Source organism: Thermogladius sp. (assembly GCF_049970955.1).
Taxonomy (GTDB): domain Archaea; phylum Thermoproteota; class Thermoprotei_A; order Sulfolobales; family Desulfurococcaceae; genus Thermogladius.
In genome coordinates this window covers 1-24253 of record NZ_JBMFLY010000005.1, presented here as the reverse complement: position 1 = coordinate 24253, position 24253 = coordinate 1, and the positions used below count along the sequence as shown (strand labels likewise).

Sequence of the window (24253 nt, the reverse complement as noted above, 5' to 3'; positions counted from 1 at the left end):
AATCATAATAGTGCTAGAAGCGTGGGGAGGTCTCTACCAGCGGCGCCTGGATGGTCTACGTCGAGTGGTGGCCTTCGGTGGATAATCCCGTGTTCACGAGTGCGCTGGTCATCTTCAAGCCAAGCGGGAGCTGTATCGAGGTCGCTAAAAAGCTGACAGACCACCTGCGTCGACGGGGTGTTGTGGTTGAGAGTGTGTGGGTCGACGACCTCTACAGGATAGAAGGGAGAGAGTTTCCCCTCATAGCCCTTGTAGGGGGAGACGGGACCTTCCTCAGGTTCTCGAGGCTTGCTGGAAAGACCCTCGGCCTCGTCCTCCCGGTCCCGTGCGGTAGGAGGACAGCCTTCTACGAGGATATAAAACCAGAGGAGCTGGGCTCTTTCATCGACAGGTTTTTCGTCGGCGACTTCTTCATCGAGTATCTGCCGAGAGCAAGGGTGGTCGTAGAGAACAGGGAGTACAACGCATTGAACGAGGTTGCCGCTGTCAACGTCGATCAGGGGAGAGTGGGTAGCTTCAAGCTGACGATAAAGACCCCGTCGGTCAGCACGGAGTTCAAGGTCGAGAGCGACGGGGTCATCGCGGGGCCTAGCCCAGGCTCCTCGGCTTACAATCTCTCTGCCCGCGGACCATTGATAGACTTCTCACACCTAGGGCTTTTCGTGAACTTCCTCAACCCCCTGCAACTCAACTTGACCCCAATCGTACTGCCTTTCACCAGCAGAGTGGTGATAGAGCCGGAGGTGGTGTCGTCGGTGTATGTCGATGGTGAGAAAGTGTCATCCGTCCACGACACACCTGTTGAAGTCACGGGCTCCTGGGATTGGCTGAGAGTCGTTAGGTTTAGAGCCCCACGGGGCTGGATACTCGATGTACTCGCTAAGAGAGCACTCAGCCAATAAGGTTGCAGTCGTAGGCGACACCGGGGCCTTGCTCGCACGGCTCTACTACATGCTCCCCTCCTACCGCTTCGACTTTTACACCACCAGCATTTGTGTCAGCGAGGTTAAAGACCAGGAAAACCGAGAGGCTCTTCTCAAGGCCGTAGACCTAGGCCTGGTAAAGGTCGTTGACCCTGGGGGCGAGGACCTCCGCAGGGCTACCGAAGCAGTGAGGAAAATTGGCGAGCTAAGCAAGGTCTCCGAGGCGGACTTGAGCGTTATAGCACTGGCATTAAAGCTCTCGCAGGAGACCCGCGTTGTCGTGCTGACAGACGACTACAGCGTCCAGAACGTACTATACCAGCTAGGGATCGGCTTTAAGCCTGTGAGAACCAGCGGTATCAGGTCGGCTTTCAAATACAGGGAATACTGCCCCACGTGCGGGTATGTACCGGGTAGGCCGGGCGAGAAGATCTGCCCTGTGTGCGGATCCCCTATAGTGCGAGTCAGGGTTTCCTGAGGACAGCTATGAAGAACCCCGGCATGTCGTCCTTTAACGGGTGGAACCGGTAAGCGGTTACCTCGTCTAAGTAGACCTTGTCCGCTCTGGGCACCCAGCCTAGGTCTAGTGGCTCTAGTCCAAGAGACCTCGTAGCGTACAAGACGTTCTCCTCGTTTTCTACTCGAGTGAGTGTGCAGGTAGAGTAGACTAGGACTCCCCCGGGTCTCAGGATGCGCCTGGCCACTTTCATGAACTGCCTCTGGTAGTCAGCCAGGTTGACCGCGTCCCTGAGAGTCTTCTTAAACGAGAGCTTCGGCCTCACGCCCAGGTTGGTGCACGGCGGGTCTATTAAGACCTTGTCCACTCTGTTCTCAAGTAGAGTAACGAGGTCTAGGAACCTCGAGTCGAACGGTATAGGGAGCACATTCGTTGTGAGGTCCAGCCTAGCCAGGTTCTCGACGAGCTTCTCCACCTTCCCAACGCTCCTGTCAACGGCTACGACGAGGGCTCTCCCTCTCGAGAGCTGGACTATATGCCCAGTCTTCCCACCAGGGCTCGCGTTCAGGTCCACCACAAGCTCGGAGCCTGGGGAGACAAGTCTGCCGGCGACCATTGATGGGAAGCTCTGGGGGTAGACCAGGCCCCCCTTGAACTCAGGTAACTCGGCGATCGGGGGAGCTTTATAGACAGACCTAACGTTCACGGCTACCAGCCCCCTCCTCATACTCTTGAGCTGGTCCGATGAAACCATCGCCTCCAGCTCTGCTACTACGACCCCGTTTTTCGTGACAGCCGTCAGAACATCCCCTTTCTTAAACACGTCATAGGCGACTACGCCCGGCCGGTACAGGTTCGCACCCATCATTAGAGACTCCGCAGCGATGTCGTCCACGACTACCCGTCTACCGTGGTCTCTTACCTGGTAGGGCCCCTCTAACTCTATGTAGATGGCCTCCTCTAGGATTTCGTCCGACCTGACCTCCACCCCTCTCCTTCTGAGGGACTCTACCACCTCCTCCCGCCGCGCTTTCAGAGTATTCACCCTCAAGTACAACCTTTTAGGAGGGTAGGTGAGCATCTCGAGCAGCCTATCCGTCAGGCTCCCGTAAACCCCCCTCAACTCCATGTATAGCCCACGGTCTATTCGAGTAGCCAGCACCTCGCCGCCCTCATACTTGTGCAACTAAGTTCATTTTTATTATCCAATCTATCCATTCAATAATCACGAGGTGATTGGAGTGAGCACCACAAGAGTCACGGACGAGGACCTCAAGAAGGCACTGCTCGAGAAGGAGAAGAAGCCCGGCGACGAGAAGCAGCGATGGGTGCAGAGAATGATCAAAAAGGCCAAGCAGTACCACAAGATATGCCCCTACTTCGACAAGAGAACTAAGATGTGCTTCCTGACTCTCGGCCAGAAGTGTGACAGAGAGGGTAAGTTCGACGTGTGCCCTGTGTTCAAGTCGTTCCTCGAGAAGAAGTACGACGAGTTCAAGGCCAAGAACCTCCCACTACCACTAGACTTCGCCGACCTCGTAGCGTCGCCACTGTAGGCGGTGTAGAGCGCATGTCTGTTAAAGAGTATAGGTTGAGAGACCTAGACAAGGTGTGGTTTGAGTACGACAAACAGAACGACATACTCTACATAAACTTCGGGGACTCAACCGAGGAGGCCGACGAGGAGTTTCTCAGCGAAAACGGCGACGTCGCGTTTAGGATCAAGGAGGGTCGCGTCATATCCATAATGATAATCGGCCTTAGCACCAAAGCAGGTATCACTGTCCTGTAGCTCGAGGGTATCGGGCCTCTAGTTGAGGCCGCTACTCGGGTACAGCTTTTTCGCTTGCCTCAGGTGGGCGGAGTTTTTCGTCGAACACCACCTTTAACAGGCCTAGCTTTTTCATGACCAAGTTTACGTAGTCGGTGATCACGTTCCTGTCAAACCCCATTTTTTCGGCCCTGTTCAAGACTATGTTCTCCACGACGCTGTACTTACCGTACTTCTCGTTCAGGTCTTTCCAAGGAATGCCAGTCATAGCCTTGATTACCTCGTTGTCCACCGGTAGAATACCCTTCACCATCATGAAGGCAATAATGGGGTAGCCTACGTATCCTTTGAATACTGTGCCGTTGTCGTTGCTGTAGACCCTGTACACGTTCTCCCCCTCCTTTACTACGACCACAATGTACTCCTTCTCGCCCCTGCTCGAGGTGATCTTGGCCGTGTTCTCGTCTATGACCTTTATTCTCGCGTCACCTATACACCCAGCAGCCTCTAGCACCTTAATCCTAGGGGGCCTGGTCAGGACCTTCAAGCCTAAACGAACCCCGTCAATCCAGTCTTAGAACGAGAGGAGAATCAGACACCTTCACAGCTTCGCCCTCAATTCTCTGACCTATACCGAGCCTTAACAGTTCGTTGAACTTGTCCTCCGATACAACGAGCGTGAACTCCGCCGGAGTCCCCTCAACACTCCCGTAAACCTGTACCCGCCTCTCGTCCGTGGACTCGAACGAGACTATAACGCCTTCAAACCTGACTTTCATCTGTTTACAACCCAAGAAATAGGTTGTCTCCAGGTGTAAAAATACTTTATGACTCGATCAAGCGAAGTGTTTAGTGATGTTCACATTCCTGATCAGTGCGTATGGGGCTCTCGTCGGTATCCTTACCTCCCACCACATTATGTCGTAGGTGTCCCTGGTTAGCCCGGCTACGTTCTTGAGAATGTTGGGGAGCGTGTCCGCTATCCTCAGTCTCTCCAGGGGCTTCACAATCCTGCCCGACTCGATTAGGAATATGGCGTCTCTAGCGATCGTAGAGAACACACCCTCCACGTAGTTCTGTAGCCTGGTGTACCAGTTGTTAGTAATGAAGATCCCTCTCTTCACTTCTGAGACGAGCTCGTCGAACGTGTAATCGCCGCCTTCGATCACGAGGTTCCAGGCACGTGGAGCGACCCAGCCAGCGTTACCCGTGGGTCTCGCGTTCAGTTTGGCAGCGGTCTTCGAGTTGTGGAGGATGTTCTTGAGAACGCCTTTCTCTATTATCGGCTTGTTGTACGTCTCGAGCGCTTCATCGTCGAACCCTGTGGAGTGAGGCAGCTTTTCGTCCCTTGGCGCGTCCCAGACTGTCAAAAGTGGCGACGCCACCTGTTCTCCGGGCTTCTTGTCCGTGAAAATAGAGGTGCCAGTCAAGATCGAGAGCCCGGTCGACATCCAAGCAACGACGTTTAGCAACTGTGAGAAGACGAGCGGCGAGAGGATCACGTCGTAGACGCCCGGTTCAACTGGGCTTCTCCCCCGGCTCTCGTGGGCTAGCTCCGAGGCCTTTAAAGCTGTCTCCTCGATCTTCTTCTCGTCAAGGCTCCTCGAGGAGAACCCCCACTGCCCGCTACCGTCCTCTTTAAAGCTCCTGACGTAGACTTCCACGCCAGTAGACTCCTCTTCAAGCAGGGCCCCCGTAGAAGTCGCCAAGTACTTTCTCCTCAGCCACAGGTCGACCTTCCCCGCAGTGAAGTCCACCTTGTGCTCCCTCGCAGAGGCCTCCAGAACGAGCTCGGCGAGTCTAGACGGGTCTTTCATCGACTCGACGACCTTAGTATCGACGAACGAGAACCCTCCGGCCTTCCTACTCGGCTCCGGTAGAGGCGCGTAGAGCTCGCTCTCGGACACTCTATCGACGACGTAGCTTATCTCGTGGAGTAGTTTATCAAGGTCTCTCAGCCTATCCAGTACAACCGACCCGGTGTAAAGCCTCCTGTTCTTGCTCAAGTACAGGCTTGCCACCGAGGTATCCCATCTTTGGACTACGCTGGGCTGTGAGTTGGCGAACTTCACCATAACCCTGCTTACGTCTTCCACTAGGACGGCAACGTCGCTAAAGCCCATTTCGAGGGCTTTCGAGACAAACCGCGAGGCGAGCTCGCTACCGCTCAAAGCCGCCATCACCCCGGGGCAACGCCTAGCCTTATCTTAGACAGCTTTACGTCCGGCCCGCCGAACCAAACCGGCACGCCCTGGCTGGGTTCTCCCTTTCCACACGTGCCCGCGTAGAACCTCAGGTCCTTTGACTTGGCCACGATACTGCTGTAGAACGTCTTGGTCGTGAGCTCTAGCACGGGGTTTCTCACGAACCCCTTCAGCTCGCCCTTCTCTATCAGGTAGGCCTCTAGGCCGACGTACCTCTGGCTCCACCTCTCGTCGTCTATGTTCCACTCCATGTACGACTTTATGTACACGCCGTACTCTATGTCCTCTACGAGCTCCTCGAAGGTGTAATCGCCCGGGGTTACATAGGTGTTGGACATCCTTATGATGGGTTCGCTGGCGTAGTTCATAGCCCTGGCCGAGCCGTTGGACTCCGTGTTGTACTCGGCTGCTGTGAACCTGTTGTGGAGGTGCTCGTAGACCTCGCCCTCTCTGTAAAGGTACTTGGGTCTCGCAGACACACCCTCGTCGTCGTAGAGGAAGAAGCCGTAGCTACCGGGTATAGTCGGGTCGTCCACGACGGTGGCATTCTCGTTGCCTATCTTGAAGCCTCTCATACCTTTCTTTATGAAGCTCATGCCAGCCTGAGCGGCCTCCCTGCCGAGAATCCTATCAGCCTCGCTGGGGTGCCCTGCGGACTCATGCGCTATCAAGCCCACTATCTCGCTCCCCACCACCACCTCCACGGGCTCTGATGGAGGCGCGCGGGCCTCGAGTAAGACCCTTCCAAGCGTCCCCGCCTCCTCTACAACGGTGTCCACGACTCTCCACTTCTCGACCAGCTCGAAGCCGCCGCTGCCACCGAACTCGCGCCATCTCTGAACCACGCCTTTCTGAGGGTGCGAGATCACCATGTTGTAGCCGAAGTATAGCCTCGGAATAGTGCTCCTCACGTAGGCGCCCTCGCTAGTTAATATCACCTTCTCCTCGACGCTCTCCACGTACTCGTTGAACATCACCTTCAGAGAGGCCTCTTTAACGACCTCCCTGCCCCGGTTCCAGAGCTCTCTGAACAGGCCTATCTTCTCGTCTAGCGGCGTGTTCTCGAAGCTCTTGGCCATGGGGACCTCGTACTTCGCCCTGCCCGTCCTGCCAGGGCCTAGCCTGAGGGGGCTCTTCATGAGCCGGCTCAACCTCTTCGCTGTCGCCACCGCCCTCCTAACGGCCTCTAAGACGCCCTCTTTGCTAAGGGTAGTAGTCGAGGCGAAGCCTAGAGACCCGTCTACGAGTACTCTGACGCCCACCCCCTCTTCAACTTCACGAGAGGAGTCGATCAAGTTCCCGTTACGCGCTCTCAACGTGAAGTAGTCGTTCTTGTGGTACCTGGCCTCAACGTAAGTAGCGCCCATGGAGGAGGCTTCAGCGATCGCCTTCTGTAGAAGGTCTTCCAAACTCGTTACACCTCAGAAATATTTAACTATTGCGTCCACTAAATAAAATAGATGAATATTGTCGAGGATGAGACGATGTCGACGGAGAACGTCCAGGAATTTACCTTGAGTACAGGACTAGTGATCGCTGGGGCCTACGCAGACAAGGTCCGGAGGACGCTGTTTGCTCAGTTGAAGGATTTGACGAAGAACGATAAGGAGATGGCCAAAGAAGCCGCGAGGGCCACAGCCGAGTTGAACAGGCTGCTGTACTACCTCATAGTTGACGAGCTGAAAAGCGACAAGGGCGATGTTGTTAGGATAAGGGTCAAGTACAAGGTCTACCCCGAGAAGAAACTGATCGAGTGGGACTACAGCAGTTTAGTGGTGGAGTTCTTTAGGAGGGTCAGCGACGAGGAGGTCTCTAAACTTCTTGGAAAGGTGATAAACGAAAAGCTCAAGGAGGTTCAGGAGGCCTTCGGGAGAAGGCCGGTCGTGGAGCAGGCGCCCGCGATGGAAACAGAGGAGAAGCCTCGCGAGACGGTGGAGACAGAGGTTACGGCACCGACCACGGCTATCGAGGTAGTAGACCTGCCCGAGATAGGCGAGACCACCATGGGGACTAGACTGCTGAAGATCGAGGGGCCCGGAGGCGAGTCCCTAGGAGTAGTGGAACTGAGCGAGAGGGAGGGGAAAGTCCTAGGCGAGGTGCTCTTAGTACACGGCGGCGAAGGCTATAGGGCGATAATATCGTTGCCGGGGAGTATAGAGAAGCTGCTGGAGGAGAAGACTCTAATAATCGAGGAGATCAAGAAAGCAAAGTACGAGAAGATAAGTAAGGACGAGGCTGAGCACCTTCTTAGAGAGAAAATGAACATGTTGTGAGACTCTACCTGACGAAGTCTCTGTACAACGAGTTGATTTTTTCCACGAAGGCGTCAAAGAGGCTAGCAGGAACCCTAGCGCCTGCCGCAAAGGGGTGTCCCCCTCCTTGGATATCGAGGGTTCTACTGATCGCTCTCAACAGCCTGTTTAGGTCTACTCTGTCGCTCCTCAGGCTCATAACGAGTACGTGGCCGCGGGTCTCGTACGCCAGCCCGATTAAGCCACCGCCGTATATCTTTGCGTAGTTCGCAGCACGCCCCACGCTACCCGGCGGGTTCTCAACGATGGAGACCACGCCTCTAGTGTAGACAGACATCTTGACTTTTAGCCTAAGCTCCTCGTCCAGCCTGCTCTGTTTCACCGCTCTTTCGTAAAGCTCGCTTATCGAGCTCGGTAGCTGATTCTGGCTTAACGCTTGAAGTACCTGCCTTTTAAAGTCGTACTGCCTACCTGCGCCCTCGAGGCCCTGGATCAAGACCCCCGCCTCGTAGTAGACAAACCTCTTGTCCCACCTCGCCAAGTGCTCGCGAACCCATGGAGTCTCGTCTATGTAGTCGCCTATAGCCCCGTACAACCCTACTCGAGAGTAGTCCGGGTCGAGGTATTTCTCGACGTACCTATACGTCAGCTCTGATGCCGAGCAACAAGTGTCGTGAACGAACTCTATGTTGTTAACTCCTTCGAACTCCTCTGGCAGGGGGTGGTGGTCTATATAGACTACTTTTCCCGCCTCGCCCCGCTTCTCCAGTAGTTCGATCACCTGCCTGAACGTCCTCTCGTCCAGTGCTATATCGGCTATGTAGATGTGGTCCCCCTGGCTCGTGAACTCCGAGAGGTCTTTTACGAGACCAGCGGGGTGCGTGAAGTAGACGGAGACCTCCCCCTTCCTCTCCAGGTAGGCCTTTAAGAGAGCGCCGCTACAGACCCCGTCGCTATCCCCGTGGACTAAGATCTTGATCAGCCTTCTTCACCCCGTGAAAAGCAAGACGGGGTGTCAGCCCCGCGCGGATACTTCACTACTCAGACCTGCCACGTTTCTTCATCCAAGTACGGAATTATAGGAGGAGGCGTACCTATTAACCTAATCCGGCTTCTTAAAACCGGTTCCTCCCGATTTCAGTAGGGGGAGAATGCCTGCCGGGATCGACGTAGGTAAGGCGCCAGACGACATACTGAGGCTACCGAACGAGGACATCGTTCAGGAGTTTCTAGCAGTACTCGAGGCGTCGGGGGCGAGCCAGGAGACGGTGAAGGCTTATAGGGCAGCCCTCGCAGACTTCCTGTCGTTCATTGGTAACAAGCCCCTGAGAGAGGTTACTTTAAGGGATATCGTGGCCTGGAGGAACGACAGGTTGAGGAACGGGTTCAAGGGGAAGAAGACCGAAGAGAAGGACTCTTGGTTGACCACGCTTCACTACTACACGATCTACTTGAAGAAGTTCTTCAAGTGGCTGGGGCTCCAGATAACGATCCCCTCGGTGAAGAAGCCCCCTAGGAGAGTGGAGGCCTTGAGCGACGAGGAGGTCAACAGGCTTCTGTCGGCGGCTAGCAAGGTGGAGGAGAAGGTCATCCTGAAGCTCCTGCTGGACACGGGTTTGAGAAGCAGAGAGCTGTTGTCGCTCAGGGTCTCGGACATCAACTTTGACGAGAGGGTGATCAGGGTCAGAGAGGCGAAGTACGGTAGGGAGAGGTACGTTACGGCTACTCAGGACACCTTCGAGGCGATCAAGGCGTATATCAAGTTGAAGAACCTAGGCCCAGGCGACAGGCTATTCGACTACACGTATTCGGGGCTTTACAAGATGCTCAAGAGACTAGCGAGGAGAGCGGGGCTCGACGAGTCCAAGGTCAGGCCGCACGTTCTCAGGCACACCTTCGCGACAAGAGCTCTCAGAATGGGGCTAAGTCTCAACGCGCTTCAGCGAATACTGGGCCACAGCGATATCAAGACAACGCAGGTCTACCTGCACCTCACGATAGAAGACGTGAAAAACGAGTATGCTCTTAAGATGGACTCCACCAGCAGAGGGGTGAAGAAGTGTGTGAGTTGCGGGAGGCCCATCCCCCTCGACGCCCTGTTTTGCCCGTACTGCGGGGCTAGGCAGAGCGCGCCCGGCGAGCCAGCGAGCGCGGCGGTCTAGGCCAGCTCGTCCAGCAGTCTAGCTACAAGCAACCTCACGGTGTTCTGGTACTGGGGATTTCTACGGCGGTACTCGCTAACTAGCAGTTCGCCGTCGGCTACAGGGTACTCGTCGCTGTAACCCTCTAACATCTGTACAAGTTCTTCGCTTAGCGCGACTACGGCGACGTCGTCGACAGGTATCCTCCACTTCTCTTCGCTATACTTGACCTCTAGGAGGGCTCTCAGGTACTCCTTGTCGTCCTGTAGCCCTCGTAGCTCGACACGATAGTACGGGGTTATGAAGTGTACTACTGCGTAGCCTTGTATAACCCCCTCCCTCTCTACCTTGACCGATACGACCTCGCTCTGGTCTACGAGAACGGTGTGAGGGCCTTCTTCGACCTCGTAGCCCCTGGCTCTCAGGTACTCGACAAACTTGTCTACGTCCTTGACAGAGATCCTGACTACCCTGAGCATTTTACGACCTCGACGGACTTAATTACGGTATACGGGGTCTTAACATTATAATGCTGCGGTGTCTGAATGGAGCTTCGCGTCCTTAGACGACCTTTTACAGAGGAGGTTGTAACGGGCTCTAACGCTGAGCAGGTAGTTGTGCGCGGTCTTAAGGAGTTGTTTGTCGAAGTAGCAGAATGGGTCAAGGTCTTCGATACGCCCGTTGTCTCGTGGGTAGAGGAGGGCTGCCGAGTTGAAGCCGGGGAGACCGTCGTGGAGTGCCGTGTCATGCCGCCTACAACCGACTTCGAGGTAGAAGGCAGACTGGTAGTTGCTCGAACTCCCACGGATATTCCTGAGCCGGTGCCCGAGGGGTCAGTACTGCTCGCCGGCTACACGGGTAGCGCTCTGGGTCTGAACCGCGTGGTACAGGAGGCGGTCTCGAAGGGGTTTAGCGGCGTGATAATTTACGACCCGACCAGGGACTCTTTCAAGAGAGAAGTAGTGTCGGGCTCGGCTAGGGTATCGCTGGAGGCGGGCTCGCCGCCCGCGGTTCCAGTCGTCTCAATTAAGGCAAGTGACGCGCGGGAGCTGGCCAAGCTCTCTGGTGCAAGGATAAGGCTGTCGGGTAGGGCTAGACTCGTTAGAGACGCTGTAGGGAAAACTGTCGTGGCAGGCCTGAACGGTAGAGGGGAGCTGGAGGTCCACGTGAACGCGCACCACGACCACTGGCTGAGCGGGTACTACGACGACCTCGCCGGGCTGGAGACCCTCCTACAAGTTGCTCGCCTCCTGAGACAAACGAGTCTCGCAGTCAACGTGGTCCTCGTCAGCTTTACGGCAAAGGAGTTCGGCTCGCCGGGGCTAACGACGTGGTATTGGTCGTGGGGAAGTAGGTACTTCCTCGAGGCGCTCGCTTCTAGGGGGAGGGACGAGGAAATCATAGCCAGTATAACGGTGGACAACTTAAGCGGAGAGAGCGTAAGGGTCTCCTCCCACCCCTTACTGAATGGCTGTGCTGAGAAAGCGGCACTTGGAGTACAGGCTAACTTCGACGGAACGCGATACCTCCCATACCTCGACTCCTACAGCTACCTACTACACTCAATACCGTCCGTGGCAGTACACGACCAGCCACGCCACTTGTCAAGGGGGCACGTCGAGGAAGCCGTAGAGGAGCGGCGGTTGAGGCACCTTATCGAGAGACTTGCGGGGCTGACAGCCGACATAGTCACGTGCCTGTCGACTCAGGAGGCCAGTCTCGGGCATATACGTCCAGAGGACCTCTTCCCACACGGGGACTCGGAGCTTAGATACCTCGCTGGCAAGATCGCGATGGTGTTGGACAGCGCTGGCAGCCTCAAGGAGAAGGCCAAGGCTCTGAGGGAGTTCCACGCGACCGTGGCCTACTACGAACCGTGGCTCGAGGTGAGCTACGGGCTCCTCGAGGACGTCATCGCCGTTAAAAGGGTCATGGGGGAGGTCGAGAAAGGTGTGGGTGGCAGGTTTGTTGTCGAGGGACTCGACAACGGACTGATAATAGAGCTCCTCGTGAACGACTTCAACAGGAGTGTCGCGACTTTGGTTTTAGCCGGGGCGATGAGAAAGAGGGTGAGACAGTACCTGGAGAAGTCGAACAACATCGTTGCGAGGATGAAAAAGGCGGTCTGATCGCGCCTATTTAAAAGTTATTTTAAGTATCTCAAGTCAATAAGGATAGAGTCAAGGTGCCTACATTGTCTAAAGTCGATAAATTCAGCAACTTCCCAGAGTGGTACCACAACATATTACGCGACGCAGACATAGTAGACATAAGGTACCCAGTCAAGGGCATGATAGTTTGGAGACCATACGGCCTCAAGGCGCTTAGGCTCGCTCAAAGCATCCTGATAAGGCTCCTCGAGGAGACAGGCCACCAGGAGGCGTATTTCCCAACCTTTATCCCCGAGTCCGTGTTCTCGAAGGAGAAGGACTTCCTCGAAGGCTTCGGTGGGGAGACCTTTGTAGTAGAGGGCACTATGAGCAAGAAGTTCAACGAGAGGTTGTTCGTCAGGCCCACCAGCGAGACGGTGATGTACTACATGTGGAACCTTTGGATCAAGGGCAGAAAAGACCTGCCCCTCAAAATGTACCAGGTGGTCAACGTTTTCAGGTACGAGACTAAGATGACCCACCCTATCCTGAGGGTACGAGAGATCATGGGCTTCATAGAGGCCCACACGGCGCACGCCACGATGCAAGAGGCCGAGGAGCAGATCAAGGAGGCAATATCAATTTACAAGCAGTTCTTCGACTCGCTCCTCCTCCCCTACTACATAGTCAAAACACCGCCCTGGGATACATTCGCTGGTGCTGAGTACAACTACGACTTTATTACTGTAGCCCCCGATGGGAAGGGGCTTGAACTGGGGAGTGTCATAAACCTGGGTCAGAGGTTTGCTAAGGCTTTCGACTTGAAGTTCCTCGACAGCGATGGGCAGTACAAGTACGTGTACCAGACGTGCTACGGAGTCAGCGAGAGAGTCCTAGGCGCCGTTATAGCGGTCCACGGCGACGAGAGGGGCCTCTTCTTCCCCCCTGCGATAGCGCCCATCCAGGTGGTCATAGTACCTATATTCAGAGAGGGCGAGGAGGACGTTGTCGACTACGCAAGGAAAGTGCTCAAGATACTGAAGGAGAGCGGCGTGAGGGCCCACCTAGACCTGGATACAGAGCACTCGCCAGGCTGGAAGTACTACTACTGGGAGCTGAAGGGGGTCCCCACGAGATTAGAGATCGGGAGAAGAGAGACGTCATCTAACACTGTCACAATAGTCAGGCGCGATACACTAGAGAAGAAGACGGTACCCCTCGAGAAGCTCGTCGACACCCTCAAAGAGACGTGGCTACAGATCGAGGCCCATATGAAGAGTAGGGCACTCGACTACCTCAAGAGGCTGACTATTATCCCTCACAGGCAACCCCGAACGGAGAAGGGCCTCATAGTGGCGGCCTGGGACGGTACTAAGGAGTGTGCGGAGAGACTTGAGCAGGAGTACGGTAGGAGTGTACTGGGGGAGATCGTCGAGTCGCCCATAGAGCTGCCGCCTTTGAGCGAGTTTGAGAGCTTGTGTGAGAAGCAGCCGGACAGGTACGCTCTCCTGGGTGTGACGTACTAGATCGAGACATTTTTATAAGGACTCTAAAATTTTCAATATCCTACGACGGGTGGTGGTTGGATGAGTGAGTACATAAAACAATTCAAGATACAACTAGCTAGTAAAGTTCGCGGCGTGACATTCCAGGACAGGGGTGCCAACGTCACGAACGTGCTCGTGGGAGGAAGCGTTAGGGCGGTCGTGAAAGACGAGGGCGACTACGTCGTAGTCACCATAGACAACAAGGACTTTAAGTACGACAAGTGGTACACTAAGCCCCAGCACTTAGCCGATACAATAGCGGTTTACCTCAGCTCCAAGAAGTGACACGCTGCGTCCAAGTGGTTTTAGCGGCAAGAGCGACTCTCTTTATTTCGAGGTACCCCTCGTACTCGCTCACAGACCTCACCACGCCGTCCACGTTCAACCTGTACCTGAAGAGCGGCATGTCGACGACGAGGGTCTCAGCCTCACCACCCTCGAACGACGGGTTAAAGCCGTACTTCTTCGAGAGCCTGATTATCGAGTCCACGTCATTCCTGGTGATCTCCTTTCCTATCAAGCTGTGTGGCAACCCCATTGTCGAGACCCGGACTATTATGAACTTAACCCCCATGTCGAGGACCCTGTACAAGTACTCCTCCTCGTCTACCCCCCACCAAGGGGCGTAGACCTCGAGCCCCACTCTACTGGCTACCTCCTCGAATACCCTCTTCTGGAACCTGCTAAACAGCCCTCCCGTAACGAGTTTTTCGACACCGTACCTTGTCTTCACGCGGTCTAGCGCCTTCTCCAGCACTTCTCTCTCCCTGCTCTCGTTAGAAACGCCTACGGTCTCGAGAGGTACGCCGAGTGAGTAGCTCTGGAGACTTAGCGCTTGGAAGTGCGGCCTGTGGTACAAGTAGGAGTAGTCGTATTGGGGGACCACTGAGACGAGCACGGATATCTTGTAACCTTTCATCGAAGCCTTTAGCAAGGCCGAGGATGAGTCCTTGCCGCCAGTAAACATGACAGCCGCACTGGTTATATCTCTTCACCCGCTTTATATGTGTATGTCTACTAGACAGGAGTTTAATCATGCGCGTTTACGTTCTAGTGGGTGGTGCTCCTAGGAAGGGCTTCGAACACAAGAGGGGTCTCTCGATCGGTGTGGAGTACAAGGGGCTGTACATAGTCTTCGACGCAGGCCCCGACGCTTACGTGATAGCCAACAACGCGGGCATGTCGGGCTTCCCGCTGGACTTGGTAGACCACGTGGTGATATCCCACGCCCACGCGCCTCACATAGGCGGCTTGGAAGCCATAGGGTGGGAGGCCCCCTTTGCCAAAGTGTACCTGCCCTACGCCTCTATGGAGACGCTCGGTAGACAGGCCCAGAAATGGCAGCTGAGCCCGGTAGAGGTCGTGAAGGAGACGAGGGTTGTCGACGGCGTTGTGGTCTCAAGGCCTTTCCACGGCCCTCCGTGGGAGCACTTCATGTTGGTCGAACTCGAGGGTGGTAGAGGTGAGTACGCCCTGTTCACGGGATGCTTCCACCCCGGTGTCAGGGAGGTTTTAGCGGACATTTCGACTAGGTACAGGGTCACCACGGTGATAGGGGGCTTTCACCTGGAGGCGGCGCCGCCAGAGACCGTGAGGAGGTTTGCCGAGGACATAGCCTTGAGGCTCCGTGCCGAAAGGGTGTACCCCCTCCACTGTAGCGGAAGTTTGGTCGGGGAGTTGCTGTCGGAGAGATTTAAGCTGGACGTGAGGTATCTGAGGACAGGTGACGTAGTTGACCTCTAGTGAAGAGGGCGAGTTGGGGAAACTAGTGCTCGCTATGCGCGAGCTCTTCCAGTTAGGGCTCATAAACCCTAGAGGAGGGAACGGTAGCGTTCTCCTAGACGAGAGACGCATGGCCATCACACCGTCGGGCGTCGCGAAGCAGTGGCTCAATGTCGAAGACCTCGTTATTTACGACATGGAAACAGGCGAGTATAGAGGGAGGTTCAAGCCCTCGATCGAGGTCAACGCTCACGTCTTGACGTACAAGAAAGTCAAGGAGGCTAAGGCGGTGCTCCACGCCCACCCCCCATTAGTTCTTGCTCTAACGGACCGCTTCACGAAGTCCAAGTCGCGGAGGCGGTGGTGGGAGACAGGTCTAGTGGAAGTGGAGTATAGCGTTGGTAGGGCGGAGATCGCTGAGCCTTTTCAGCCCGGGAGCGTGGAGTTAGCAGAGGAAGTCTCGAGCAAGCTTGCCTCCGGGGCGCGGATCGTCATCGTCCCTAAACACGGCGTCTTTGCGTGGGGGCGGACGGTCGAGGAGGCAATGGACGCCGTAGTTGCTTTGGAGCTCGTAGCCAAGTATGTTCTCGCGCGGCTCGTCTTAATAAAGTAGCTACCTAAGCCCTAGCAGCCCGCGCCTGTAGCCCGCCAGCATGACTCCTATCACCGTCTTAGCGTCCCTTATCTCGCCTCTCAAGACCCTTTCAAGCATCTCTCTGAAGGGCACTCTGACTACCTCGATCAGCTCGTGCGGCTCGGGCTTCGCCCCCTTGAACTCTAATTCCTCCGCCTCGAAGATGTGCATCACCTCAGTGCTATAACCGGGCACAGGGTACACCGTCGCTAGCCTTGTCAACCTACGCGGGTAGAACCCCGTCTCCTCAACCAGCTCCCTTCTAGCGGCTTCCTCGGGGCTTTCACCCTTGTCTAGGACGCCTGCTGGAACCTCGACAATGTACTCGCCCACAGGTGCGCGGAACTGCCTTATAACGATGACCTCTTCGTCGTTGACGAATGGGACTACTACAGAGCTCTCGGGGAAGACCACCACGTCTCTGGCGAACCTCCGCGACCCGTACGCGTAGTGCCTACGAACCACGTCAAACCTCAAGCCCCTGAACAACACCTGCTCCTCTAGAACCTTGGGAACTTCCCCCGTACACCACACCCCTCGACACCATTTAAACCATCTCCAACGCAAATAAAAGAGTCAGGGGTCGAGTTTTGAGATTCAGGTTCGGACCCGCCGGCAAGCCTTTTTCGATGAAGTCCGCTGACATTCTAAAGGCCCCGGCTTTCCTGAGAGACCTAGGCTTGAACGCCATGGAGTACGAGGCCGTCAGGGGGGTGAACATCACAGAGGAGAAGGCAAGGGCGTTCGGCGAGGAGGCGGCGAAAAACAACATTCTCCTCAGTCTTCACGCACCCTATTTCATAAACCTGTCGAGCAAGAACACCAAGACCGTAGAGGCGAGTATCGAGCGGCTGAAGCAGAGCGTTCTGGCGTCCTACTGGATGGGGGCGTACGTTGTGGTATTCCACCCCGGCTACTACAAGGACATGCCAAGCCGCGAGGAGGCTCTGAGGGCCGTCGTAGAGAATTTGAAGGCCGTCGCCGAGTTCAGGGACTCGATCGGGGCGAAGAACGTGTGGCTAGGCCCCGAGACCACCGGCAAGACGTCGCAGGTCGGCGACTTGGACGAGACCATAGAGATATCCAGCAGGGTTCCCGGTACGAGGCCTGTGGTGGACTGGGCCCACCTCTACGCCAGGTACGAGGGGAAGTTCATAGTATCAAAAGACGACGTCGTCGGGGTGGTGGACAAGATCGAGAGGAACCTGGGGAGCTGGGCCCTCAAACCCCTCCACATGCACTTCTCTAAGATCGAGTACGGGCGGGGCGGGGAGAGGGAACACCACATGCTCAACGAGAAAGAGTACGGCCCGGACTTCGAGACGGTGTGTAGCGCTCTAGCCGAGGTCGGCGTAGAGGGCGTTTTTATAAGCGAGAGCCCCGTTCTTGAACATGACGCCATCATAATGAAGAACACCTGCGCCAAGGTCTGCGGTGAAGCATGTGTTGGGGAAGCTGAGAAAGAGGTTGGGGGCGAAGGTAGAGGAGCTAGGAGGAAAACTAGGAAGACTGGGAGTTAGACCCATTCACTTGACCTTGGCAGGCCTGGTTTTCTCGACTCTCGCCCTCCTGCTGTCCTTCAAGGGGGAGATACCCACTTATACCGCCCTCCTAGCGCTGTCAGGGCTTATGGACATGTTGGACGGCCCTGTGGCTAGGGCGACTGGCCGTGCTACACCGCTAGGGGCCTTCCTAGACTCGTTTATAGACAGAGTCTCCGACGTGTTCTTGATCGTCTCCTTCGTAAACTTCGGAGTGGACTGGGGCATGGTCACCGCCCTGGTGGTAGTATCCCTCCTCATCAGCTACACTAGGGCGAGGGCTGAGAGCCTCGGGGTCCCGCTCGAAGGAGTAGGGTTGATAGAGAGAGGCGAGAGAGTGGTCGCGCTGTTCATTTCGGCAGTATTATTGGCTTTAAACCGGGTAGCTGGTTATATGGTGCTGTCCCTGCTACTGGCGTTATCGGTTGAGACGGTCGTCCACAGGGTTGTCCACGTGGTATATAGGGTGAAACGCTAGACCTTGGACAAGTCGTAGTGCCCCGCGATAGTGAGCGGCGTCCTGAACGACACGTAGCCTAGCCTGAGCACGTGGCTCTTGAGCACCCCCACTCTGTCACCACAGCGAGTCACAAAGTCCTTGTACTCGGGCGGTAGGTCGAGCGAGGAGACGTGGGTTTTGTCCATTCGCAGCACTATCTTCGTGTTCGCCAGTTGGAGGATTATGTCGTGGACGTCGTCTGGGCTGTGAGTGCTGAAGACGAGCCCGAGTCCTCTACTACGTCCCAGCCTCGCGATCCTGTCTATCATGCCGCTCACGTGCTCTATAAACTCCTCGGTCCCCCCTCCCTTAGAGGGGAAGAACCTGTGCGCCTCGTCGACGAATATTACAACGGGCTGCGTCCTCACCCGCTCTCTGCTCTTTGCCAGCTTCCATTCAAAGACCCTGTTGAGGATTCTGTAGGCTACTATGCCTATCACTTTTTCGGGGTCTGCCGGCGAGTACTCCTGGAGGAAGTCGAGGTCGACTACTATTGGGAAGCCAGAGAACACGGTCTTGTGCTTCTCGAGGATGTCGGAGATCGGTGGCTCCACGAGGTAGTCCTCTCCACCTCCCACGCCTATGTCGAAGACACCCGTGTCGATTAGTGAGCCTAGCTGTCTCAAGATGTTTTCCAGGGTGCTCTTGTGGACTGCGAGGTCTTCCACGACTTCCACCAACCCTCTCCACCTTCCAGTTGGCGTGCCGCCTTTGTGCTCCATGTAGTACCTTGCGACGCGGAGTAGGTCGTAGAGCTCGTTGAGGGTCTTAATAGGGCTGCCTAGGTCTTCCAGTCTCTTCATCAGCCTGGACAGGGTGTCCTTTGCCTGTCTGGTGAAGTAGGGGTTTAATACGATGAACTCTCTGGGCGAGAAGTCGCTGAACCTGAAGCTGTATGGGACTATGTAGAGGGTGAAGGACTCCTCCTCTGGGTACTTGACTGTTACGGCGATCTTCACGAACCTCAACGGGCTACGGCCCGGCTCCTCGTGAACGACGAGCTCTTTTATGCTCCAAGCCCAGTTAAACCTCTCGAAGAGGGGTCCGTAGGTGTCCGAGACGTACGCCTCGCTTACGTCCTTCAGCGCCTTAGCCCAGGTCTGCGAGCCTCCAGCGTACTGCTCAACGACCAGGTTTGTGATGGGGAGGACTATGACAAGCCCCTCGGGCCTCCTGGCCTTCTTCGAGAAGTGCTCGACTAGCACCCTCTCGCTGTGCGGCACGTCCTCGGGGAAGACCGGCCTCAGCGGTAGAGAGACGTAGTCCTTGTTAGGGTCCAGGATTATAATGGTCACGTCGTGTGAGGTGGCTATGTCGTACTTGCTGTATATCGACGTGACAACGTTCTTAAGCAGGGTGGTCTTCCCGCTTCCCGTAGTACCTAGGACTAGTACGTGTTGGTAGAACGTGTTCACCGGGAGGAAGAGGGGTACTTGTGCGTCGAATATGGGCCTGTCCCCTGTGGTGACGAAACCTACAAACACGCCGGTCGTGGGCATCCCCAGCATGAACTGCGCGGTGGATGCATCGCGGGGCCTGATAACGGGGCTCTGGGGCTCTACCACGTAGTTCGCTATGCTCACGGTCGAGGTCTCGGGGTCGTAGGACAGGAGAGGCTTAGCCTTAACGCGAGTCCTGGTCAGCAGGCCTGTGACCTCAGGGCTGAGAGTGGGGGCGTAGACCTCGGGGATCGACAACTCGGCTAGGATGTCTCTCCTCTCAACCGATATCACGCGCAGGCTGATCACATGGCCCGTCTTCAAATCCACTACAGCAAGGAAGCTCCCGGCGGAGGCCACGTCGACAAACTTATCGAAATAGATGACCGGGTCTACGTCGAATACTACGAGCCCTCCCTCCTCGTCTATTAAGGAGGGGCTAGTCCGGGAGACGAAACCTATTATTTCCCCTAGCCTTTTCGCCGTCTCGATAGCTTTACTAGCCCTCGAGCTCAACTCCCTGATGATCCTTTCACTCATGTAGGGCATCCATCGATATAATGTTCGATCTATGGACTTAAATACTGGAGGGTCGACTCGCGGTCCACGCCGACGGCTAACATTACATTCCTCGCGATTGCTTCGCTGAGCCTCTTGACCCTCTGGTCGGCTATGACGATACTTAGCGGGATGCCCGCACCAGTGCAAACGGAGTCGAAGAGAACCGGCTGGATGTCTTCCAATCTACTCGTGTTGCCGAGCGTCTCGACCCTGAAAAAGACGTAGCTCCCTGTCTCACCTCCCACGAACCTCCGAGGCACGCATATGTACCACATGCTCCTATCCACTTTCCTCCCGTCGATCTCGCTCCTGACGCGAATCGGCCCTAGGGCGAAGGGGGACGCCTTCTTTCCGACGAACATCCTCTCAGACAAGATCGACAGGTACGCGTGGTCGCTGACCTTCTCGACTCCCAGCTTAAACGGGTCGTTGCGCGACAGGATGTGTGTGTACTGTAACCTCTTGACGATGCCGAAGACCCTAGTGGAAGAGTCGATCTTCTCGATGATCCCGAGCCTCCTTCTCATTAGGAGACTCCAGTTCTCCTTGTAGACGTCTATTAGGCGGCTTCTTCCACGCGCCTCTGTAACCGGGTGTGTGGGGAGGAACAGGGGGCCGTCTAGGAAGACTAGCTCCCCCCAACTCAACACGTTCTCGAGTACTAGGTTCTCGAGCTCTACGCGGTGCTCCTCGAGGGCGAGTGCCTTGTTGTACTCGGGCGGGTATGGGCGTGAAGAGGGGTCTTTATACTCGACCCCCAGCTCCTCCAGCACGTTGTAGTTGAACGGCTGCACCTCCGGTATGACGAGTATGTACTTGTGGTCGCCTTGCGCCATTATCGAGGAGGGAGATGGTATATCGAACGCTTTGAGGCCTAGCCTACTAATCCCCGTCGCCGAGCCAATGGCTATGAACATGTATGGGGTGTCCACGACGCGGCTACTGCTGTCCACGCCTACAATACCCTTTGGCACCGTCTGTGTACAGTATTCGCGGCTCAGCTCGTAGATCCCCACCTCCGACCCTTCCACGTCACCGCTCTCGACGGACACGGTATACTGCCTGGACTCCTCTACTCTGACCACTCGACCGGAGCTTCTGCTTATCTCGTATAGAGCACTGAGTATGCTGGCCACCAAACGTGGTTACCGAGTATTAATGTATCCTTTAAAATTGGTTTAATTATGTCTCTATAGCTTGAGTTGAGACCTTTAGCGTGTCGGCCCATGGAGAAGCCCAAGAGAGTTCTGGTCGCCGGCGACTGGGACGCCGACGGCATCGTCTCGGCCGCCCTGCTGGTCTACACGCAGGAGAAGCTGTCACTCTACCCGCTTAAGAGCGTGAGCATAGTAGACAGGGTCCCCGTAGACCCCGATAGGTTGAGGTACGTGCTCAACAGCATCTCGGCACCCTACGACCTGGTGGTCTTCCTAGACCTCCCATACGTCCCCTACACCGGCAACGTGCTGAAGATGATGAAACAGCACTTCGGAGTCAGGAAGATAATGTACGTAGACCACCACTTGTCAACACTGCAGCACGAGGAGGAGCTCAGGCAGATAGTAGACGTCCTCCTCGTAGACCACAGGCAACCAACAGTGGGACTTCTAATGGACGAGCTCTCGAAGAACGGCATTAGGGTTCACAAGCGGCTCGAGAGCTTCGCAATGGCGGTCAGGTACATGGACGCCGGTAAGAGGGTGCCGCCCGAGTACATGAAGATATTCGAGATAACGAAGATGATCTCGAAGGCTTTGACAGCGGTCAGAGACGACGAGTTGTGGGTTAAGATCGTGAACTGGCTGGCAGACCCTACACCGCTACCGATGCCTCTCGACGAGCAGGTCATGGCGAGGGTCAAGGAGGTGATCGACAAGAGGGACAGCGAGCTGAGAGAGATGGCTATGTCGCTCGCGATCGAGGCAGTCAGGGTCGGGGACCTCAGGTTCATAGACGCGAGGAAGAAGTGGAAGAAGCGCGGAGCCACCGCACTGGCCTCCAAACTCGCAAGCATACTCAGGGCCCCCGTCGCCCTGCTGGTCGACACGAACAAGAACCACAGTCTCCTGGTGATTAAGGCCTCGCGGGGCAGAGCCTACAGAATAGCAAAGTACCTAGTAGGGGAGGGCGTGGCCTACGACATCGCGGGACACCCGAATCTCGCGATCGTCAGAGTAGAGAAGGAGATCGACAAGAAAACGATACTGGACGCCCTCCAGCAGGCCCTGTTCTATACTGCCTGAGCCCTGTAAAGGGTATTAAGTCCCCTGACCCTTACCTACACTCCTGAGGCTTGGTGTTTTTGCTCGAGGTAATCGTAACAAGGAGTTCGCTGACAAAGCACAAGCCTTGGTTTGACCACCCCGAGAACCCTGGTAGAGTGATGAAGATCCTCGACACTCTCAAGAGGATGGGCTCGGTACCGTATAGGGTGTGGAGCGACGTAACGGACGCTGGGGAGGCTATTGACGTAGCTAGCATGGTTCACAGCCGCGACTACGTCGAGAGGCTAGTCGACATTTCTAGGAGGGGTAGCGCTCTCCTGGACGGTGACACGTACATCGCCTCCGACAGTCTCGAACTGGCTCTAGAGTCGTTCCTGCTCTCTTACAGGCTTGCGGGCGAGCTAAGAGGCGTCTCCTTCCTAGTTATCAGGCCCCCGGGACACCACGCCGGTAAGAGAGGCAGGACGAAAGGTGTCTCGAGCAACGGGTTCTGCCTCTTGAACAACGCAGCGGCGGGCGTTCTCGGCTTCAGGCACAGAGGTTTCAAGAACATCGCCATACTAGACTTCGACGTCCACCACGGAAACGGTACAATGGAGATATTCTACAGGGAGAGGCTGCTCCACGTAGACCTCCACCAGCACCCCGACACCCTGTACCCGTACACGGGTTATCCCGATGAGATCGGGGAGGGCGAGGGGTTCGGCTTCAAGGCGAATTTCGTCTTCCAGCCGTACACGGGCGACGACTCTTACATGGCGGCACTAGACTACGTTGGGGACCTCCTCTCAAGGTACCAGCCCGACGCACTCGTGGTCTCCGCGGGCTTCGACGGATACGCGGGCGACGGGCTGGCGGACCTCTCGCTGTCTGAGGCGTCGTATTACAGGCTGGGGAGACTGGTGAGAGACCTGGCCGTTCCTACACTAGTAGTGCTCGAGGGAGGTTATACAAGGGGGCTTGAGGGGGGCTTCAAGGCCTTCGTCGAGGGGCTCGCTGGACTGGACAGGTCTTACACCCCAACAACCAGCCCTAGGGGCGTCGCCAGGTTTAACGAGCAGGTCAACAGGGGTGTTTATGAACAGCTGGCGAAAAGGGTGGGGTGATGTACGAGACCGAGGCTAAGATAAGAGTTAACGGCAGCAAGGAGGGCGTGGTAACCTGGTTCGCTAGCATGGGGTTCCAGTACGTTGACACCTGCTACGAAGAGGACGTCTACTTCACGCACCCCTGTAGGGACTTCGCCGCGACAGACGAGGCGTTGAGGTTTAGGTACAAGAGATGTAGCAGCGGTGATGCCTACCTCCTGACATACAAGGGGCCTAGGGTTAACGAGGGCTTCGTTAAGACCAGGCTCGAGCTGGAGACCAGGCTCGAAGAGGGCCAGGTGAAGAGTGTATTAAAGACGCTCGAGATGCTCGGGTTCACAGGAAGGTTCGTCGTGAGGAAGAGCAGGGTCATACTAAGAAACGGGGGGCTAACGGTCAGCGTTGACGAGGTCGAGGGTCTGGGCGTCTTTGTCGAGGTGGAGGGTGGGGGTATCGAACCCCTATTGAGAGAGGTCGCCTCGTCTCCTTGGTTTGGCGGCTTCGTCGGTAAAACATATCTAGAACTCATGTTAGAGAAGAGTAAGGTGTGAGAATTGTCCCACCAGAAGCAAGCTGTCCGCGTCAGGGCCTCCGAGGGCCGCGTCCTCTCTCTAGTCTACAACAGGTTCGTGAAGGAGCAGGTCAGCAGGATGGGCGAGCTGACCGACCCCCGCGTGGTCTACGTCACCGACCTCGTGTCGTGCCACCACAAGTTCCACTTGAGGAAGCTGTACCCGGAGCTCTCCATCGGCTTCGAGCCCCCGGCTGTGGTGGGGAACCTGATACACGCGGGCGTGGAGTCCATAGTGCTCCAGCACGGCTTCGTCCCGGAGTACACCGTGGAGAAGCACGTGGAAGTCGGCGGCTCCCTGTACGTCTTGAAGGGGAGGGTCGACGCCTACAACATAGAGACGAGGGAGGTACTCGAGGTGAAGTCGGTTAAGACCTTCCAGGGGGAGCCCTACGACCACCACGTCCAGCAGCTCAACATATACCTCAACCTCCTGGGCTCGCCCAGGGGCTACCTCCTCTACGTCTCGCACGACAGGATAGTGGAGTACGTCGTGGAGCCCTCCCCCGTAGACGTCGAGGAGGAGGTGGCGAGGCTCCTAGCGGACGAGAAGCACCCGCTCTACCCCTGGGAGTGCCGCTACTGCCC

At 56.1% G+C, this 24253-nt stretch carries 28 protein-coding genes; 17 read left to right on the top strand and 11 right to left on the bottom strand.

All coding sequences use genetic code 11. From position 1 onward, the window contains the following. The first annotated feature begins 50 nt into the window (after positions 1–50). Together ACP5VX_RS02010 and ACP5VX_RS02005 are read left to right on the top strand one after the other, a co-directional pair. Entirely contained in the window at positions 51–902 is an 852-nt protein-coding gene (locus ACP5VX_RS02010; protein WP_428724231.1) for an NAD(+)/NADH kinase, read from the top strand. Further along, positions 871–1401 carry an NOB1 family endonuclease gene (locus tag ACP5VX_RS02005; protein WP_428724230.1) on the top strand — a complete coding sequence of 177 codons (531 nt, stop codon included), beginning with the start codon at positions 871–873 and terminating at the stop codon, positions 1399–1401. The genes ACP5VX_RS02010 and ACP5VX_RS02005 overlap by 32 nt, the downstream gene beginning before the upstream one ends. On the opposite strand, the gene ACP5VX_RS02000 is transcribed toward ACP5VX_RS02005, so the two are convergent. Beyond that, positions 1388–2566 carry a PUA domain-containing protein gene (locus ACP5VX_RS02000; protein WP_428724229.1) on the bottom strand — a complete coding sequence of 393 codons (1179 nt, stop codon included), beginning with the start codon at positions 2564–2566 and terminating at the stop codon, positions 1388–1390. The two genes, ACP5VX_RS02005 and ACP5VX_RS02000, sit on opposite strands and share 14 nt — an antisense overlap. 55 nt (positions 2567–2621) lie before the next feature. On the opposite strand from ACP5VX_RS02000, the gene ACP5VX_RS01995 reads away from it, so the two are divergent. Beyond that, complete coding sequence (locus ACP5VX_RS01995) at positions 2622–2936, top strand: hypothetical protein (protein WP_014737246.1); 315 nt, start codon at positions 2622–2624, stop codon at positions 2934–2936. Positions 2937–2950: 14 nt separating this feature from the next. After that, positions 2951–3172: a DUF2283 domain-containing protein gene (locus ACP5VX_RS01990; RefSeq protein WP_428724228.1), complete on the top strand. Its 222-nt coding sequence runs from the start codon at positions 2951–2953 to the stop codon at positions 3170–3172. 31 nt (positions 3173–3203) lie between these two features. Here the strand turns inward: ACP5VX_RS01990 and ACP5VX_RS01985 are convergent, their stop codons facing one another. Genes ACP5VX_RS01985 through ACP5VX_RS01970 form a run of 4 tightly spaced genes read right to left on the bottom strand, consistent with a single transcriptional unit; the run spans position 3204 to position 6764 of the window. Beyond that, on the bottom strand, positions 3204–3698 hold the full coding sequence (locus ACP5VX_RS01985) for a hypothetical protein (protein WP_428724227.1): 495 nt from the start codon (positions 3696–3698) through the stop codon (positions 3204–3206). Positions 3699–3714: 16 nt separating this feature from the next. Beyond that, entirely contained in the window at positions 3715–3945 is a 231-nt protein-coding gene (locus ACP5VX_RS01980; protein WP_428724226.1) for a hypothetical protein, read from the bottom strand. 42 nt (positions 3946–3987) lie between these two features. Beyond that, complete coding sequence (locus ACP5VX_RS01975; protein WP_428724225.1) at positions 3988–5322, bottom strand: TldD/PmbA family protein; 1335 nt, start codon at positions 5320–5322, stop codon at positions 3988–3990. A gap of 8 nt (positions 5323–5330) precedes the next feature. After that, positions 5331–6764 (bottom strand): TldD/PmbA family protein, encoded by a 1434-nt coding sequence (locus tag ACP5VX_RS01970; protein WP_428724224.1) that lies wholly within the window; start codon positions 6762–6764, stop codon positions 5331–5333. Between the two features lie 51 nt (positions 6765–6815). Between ACP5VX_RS01970 and ACP5VX_RS01965 the strand changes: the two genes are divergently transcribed. Further along, positions 6816–7628, top strand: a complete 813-nt coding sequence (locus ACP5VX_RS01965) for a DUF2258 domain-containing protein (protein ID WP_428724223.1) — start codon at positions 6816–6818, stop codon at positions 7626–7628. A 4-nt stretch (positions 7629–7632) separates the two neighbouring features. Here the strand turns inward: ACP5VX_RS01965 and ACP5VX_RS01960 are convergent, their stop codons facing one another. Beyond that, entirely contained in the window at positions 7633–8580 is a 948-nt protein-coding gene (locus tag ACP5VX_RS01960) for a DHHA1 domain-containing protein (protein WP_428724238.1), read from the bottom strand. Positions 8581–8758: 178 nt separating this feature from the next. Between ACP5VX_RS01960 and xerA the strand changes: the two genes are divergently transcribed. Then, positions 8759–9769, top strand: coding sequence for a site-specific tyrosine recombinase/integron integrase (gene xerA / locus ACP5VX_RS01955; protein WP_428724222.1), 1011 nt, complete (start codon positions 8759–8761; stop codon positions 9767–9769). Here the strand turns inward: xerA and ACP5VX_RS01950 are convergent. After that, positions 9766–10227, bottom strand: coding sequence for a hypothetical protein (locus ACP5VX_RS01950; RefSeq protein WP_428724221.1), 462 nt, complete (start codon positions 10225–10227; stop codon positions 9766–9768). The genes xerA and ACP5VX_RS01950 overlap by 4 nt on opposite strands. Before the next feature lie 66 nt (positions 10228–10293). Between ACP5VX_RS01950 and ACP5VX_RS01945 the strand changes: the two genes are divergently transcribed. Genes ACP5VX_RS01945 through ACP5VX_RS01935 form a run of 3 tightly spaced genes read left to right on the top strand, consistent with a single transcriptional unit; the run spans position 10294 to position 13670 of the window. After that, a complete protein-coding gene (locus ACP5VX_RS01945; protein WP_428724220.1) occupies positions 10294–11877 on the top strand; it encodes a M28 family peptidase in 1584 nt (527 codons plus the stop codon). A gap of 56 nt (positions 11878–11933) precedes the next feature. Then, on the top strand, positions 11934–13364 hold the full coding sequence (gene proS, locus ACP5VX_RS01940; protein WP_428724219.1) for a proline--tRNA ligase: 1431 nt from the start codon (positions 11934–11936) through the stop codon (positions 13362–13364). Positions 13365–13424: 60 nt separating this feature from the next. Then, positions 13425–13670, top strand: a complete 246-nt coding sequence (locus tag ACP5VX_RS01935; RefSeq protein WP_428724218.1) for a hypothetical protein — start codon at positions 13425–13427, stop codon at positions 13668–13670. On the opposite strand, the gene ACP5VX_RS01930 is transcribed toward ACP5VX_RS01935, so the two are convergent. Then, positions 13654–14352: a diphthine--ammonia ligase gene (locus ACP5VX_RS01930; protein WP_428724217.1), complete on the bottom strand. Its 699-nt coding sequence runs from the start codon at positions 14350–14352 to the stop codon at positions 13654–13656. The genes ACP5VX_RS01935 and ACP5VX_RS01930 overlap by 17 nt on opposite strands. Before the next feature lie 68 nt (positions 14353–14420). Between ACP5VX_RS01930 and ACP5VX_RS01925 the strand changes: the two genes are divergently transcribed. Then, the gene (locus ACP5VX_RS01925; RefSeq protein ID WP_428724216.1) at positions 14421–15128 is read left to right on the top strand and encodes an MBL fold metallo-hydrolase; all 708 of its coding nucleotides are present in this window, start codon (positions 14421–14423) and stop codon (positions 15126–15128) included. Beyond that, entirely contained in the window at positions 15118–15720 is a 603-nt protein-coding gene (locus ACP5VX_RS01920; RefSeq protein WP_428724215.1) for a class II aldolase/adducin family protein, read from the top strand. Before ACP5VX_RS01925 ends, ACP5VX_RS01920 begins: the two co-directional genes overlap by 11 nt. Here ACP5VX_RS01920 and ACP5VX_RS01915 read toward each other — a convergent pair whose 3' ends face one another. After that, positions 15721–16275, bottom strand: coding sequence for an NUDIX hydrolase (locus ACP5VX_RS01915; RefSeq protein ID WP_428724214.1), 555 nt, complete (start codon positions 16273–16275; stop codon positions 15721–15723). 95 nt (positions 16276–16370) lie between these two features. Between ACP5VX_RS01915 and ACP5VX_RS01910 the strand changes: the two genes are divergently transcribed. Both ACP5VX_RS01910 and ACP5VX_RS01905 read left to right on the top strand, forming a co-directional pair. Beyond that, positions 16371–17261 (top strand): TIM barrel protein, encoded by an 891-nt coding sequence (locus ACP5VX_RS01910; RefSeq protein ID WP_428724213.1) that lies wholly within the window; start codon positions 16371–16373, stop codon positions 17259–17261. After that, positions 17188–17760 (top strand): CDP-alcohol phosphatidyltransferase family protein, encoded by a 573-nt coding sequence (locus ACP5VX_RS01905; protein ID WP_428724212.1) that lies wholly within the window; start codon positions 17188–17190, stop codon positions 17758–17760. The genes ACP5VX_RS01910 and ACP5VX_RS01905 overlap by 74 nt, the downstream gene beginning before the upstream one ends. Here the strand turns inward: ACP5VX_RS01905 and ACP5VX_RS01900 are convergent. Beyond that, the gene (locus ACP5VX_RS01900; RefSeq protein WP_428724211.1) at positions 17757–19760 is read right to left on the bottom strand and encodes an ATP-binding protein; all 2004 of its coding nucleotides are present in this window, start codon (positions 19758–19760) and stop codon (positions 17757–17759) included. The two genes, ACP5VX_RS01905 and ACP5VX_RS01900, sit on opposite strands and share 4 nt — an antisense overlap. 29 nt (positions 19761–19789) lie before the next feature. Continuing rightward, positions 19790–20917 (bottom strand): DNA double-strand break repair nuclease NurA, encoded by a 1128-nt coding sequence (locus ACP5VX_RS01895; RefSeq protein WP_428724210.1) that lies wholly within the window; start codon positions 20915–20917, stop codon positions 19790–19792. A gap of 90 nt (positions 20918–21007) precedes the next feature. On the opposite strand from ACP5VX_RS01895, the gene ACP5VX_RS01890 reads away from it, so the two are divergent. The 4 genes from ACP5VX_RS01890 to ACP5VX_RS01875 all read left to right on the top strand — a co-directional run. Continuing rightward, positions 21008–22024, top strand: a complete 1017-nt coding sequence (locus ACP5VX_RS01890) for a phosphoesterase (RefSeq protein ID WP_428724209.1) — start codon at positions 21008–21010, stop codon at positions 22022–22024. Between the two features lie 59 nt (positions 22025–22083). Further along, positions 22084–23112, top strand: coding sequence for a histone deacetylase family protein (locus ACP5VX_RS01885; RefSeq protein ID WP_428724208.1), 1029 nt, complete (start codon positions 22084–22086; stop codon positions 23110–23112). Then, on the top strand, positions 23112–23645 hold the full coding sequence (gene cyaB, locus ACP5VX_RS01880) for a class IV adenylate cyclase (RefSeq protein WP_428724207.1): 534 nt from the start codon (positions 23112–23114) through the stop codon (positions 23643–23645). Before ACP5VX_RS01885 ends, cyaB begins: the two co-directional genes overlap by 1 nt. Before the next feature lie 3 nt (positions 23646–23648). Then, positions 23649–24253 (top strand): CRISPR-associated protein Cas4 (locus tag ACP5VX_RS01875; RefSeq protein WP_428724206.1); only part of this gene is annotated, 605 nt, incomplete at its 3' end.

Bases quoted from the DNA above. Each gene is read 5' to 3' on its own strand.
- ACP5VX_RS02010 (WP_428724231.1), top strand. From the start codon at position 51: ATGGTCTACGTCGAGTGGTGGCCTTCGGTGGATAATCCCGTGTTCACG.
- ACP5VX_RS02005 (WP_428724230.1), top strand. From the start codon at position 871: ATGTACTCGCTAAGAGAGCACTCAGCCAATAAGGTTGCAGTCGTAGGC.
- ACP5VX_RS01990 (WP_428724228.1), top strand. From the start codon at position 2,951: ATGTCTGTTAAAGAGTATAGGTTGAGAGACCTAGACAAGGTGTGGTTT.
- ACP5VX_RS01965 (WP_428724223.1), top strand. From the start codon at position 6,816: ATGAATATTGTCGAGGATGAGACGATGTCGACGGAGAACGTCCAGGAA.
- xerA (WP_428724222.1), top strand. From the start codon at position 8,759: ATGCCTGCCGGGATCGACGTAGGTAAGGCGCCAGACGACATACTGAGG.
- ACP5VX_RS01950 (WP_428724221.1), bottom strand. From the start codon at position 10,227: ATGCTCAGGGTAGTCAGGATCTCTGTCAAGGACGTAGACAAGTTTGTC.
- ACP5VX_RS01945 (WP_428724220.1), top strand. From the start codon at position 10,294: ATGGAGCTTCGCGTCCTTAGACGACCTTTTACAGAGGAGGTTGTAACG.
- ACP5VX_RS01935 (WP_428724218.1), top strand. From the start codon at position 13,425: ATGAGTGAGTACATAAAACAATTCAAGATACAACTAGCTAGTAAAGTT.
- ACP5VX_RS01930 (WP_428724217.1), bottom strand. From the start codon at position 14,352: ATGTTTACTGGCGGCAAGGACTCATCCTCGGCCTTGCTAAAGGCTTCG.
- ACP5VX_RS01925 (WP_428724216.1), top strand. From the start codon at position 14,421: ATGCGCGTTTACGTTCTAGTGGGTGGTGCTCCTAGGAAGGGCTTCGAA.
- ACP5VX_RS01910 (WP_428724213.1), top strand. From the start codon at position 16,371: ATGAAGTCCGCTGACATTCTAAAGGCCCCGGCTTTCCTGAGAGACCTA.
- ACP5VX_RS01900 (WP_428724211.1), bottom strand. From the start codon at position 19,760: ATGAGTGAAAGGATCATCAGGGAGTTGAGCTCGAGGGCTAGTAAAGCT.
- ACP5VX_RS01890 (WP_428724209.1), top strand. From the start codon at position 21,008: ATGGAGAAGCCCAAGAGAGTTCTGGTCGCCGGCGACTGGGACGCCGAC.
- cyaB (WP_428724207.1), top strand. From the start codon at position 23,112: ATGTACGAGACCGAGGCTAAGATAAGAGTTAACGGCAGCAAGGAGGGC.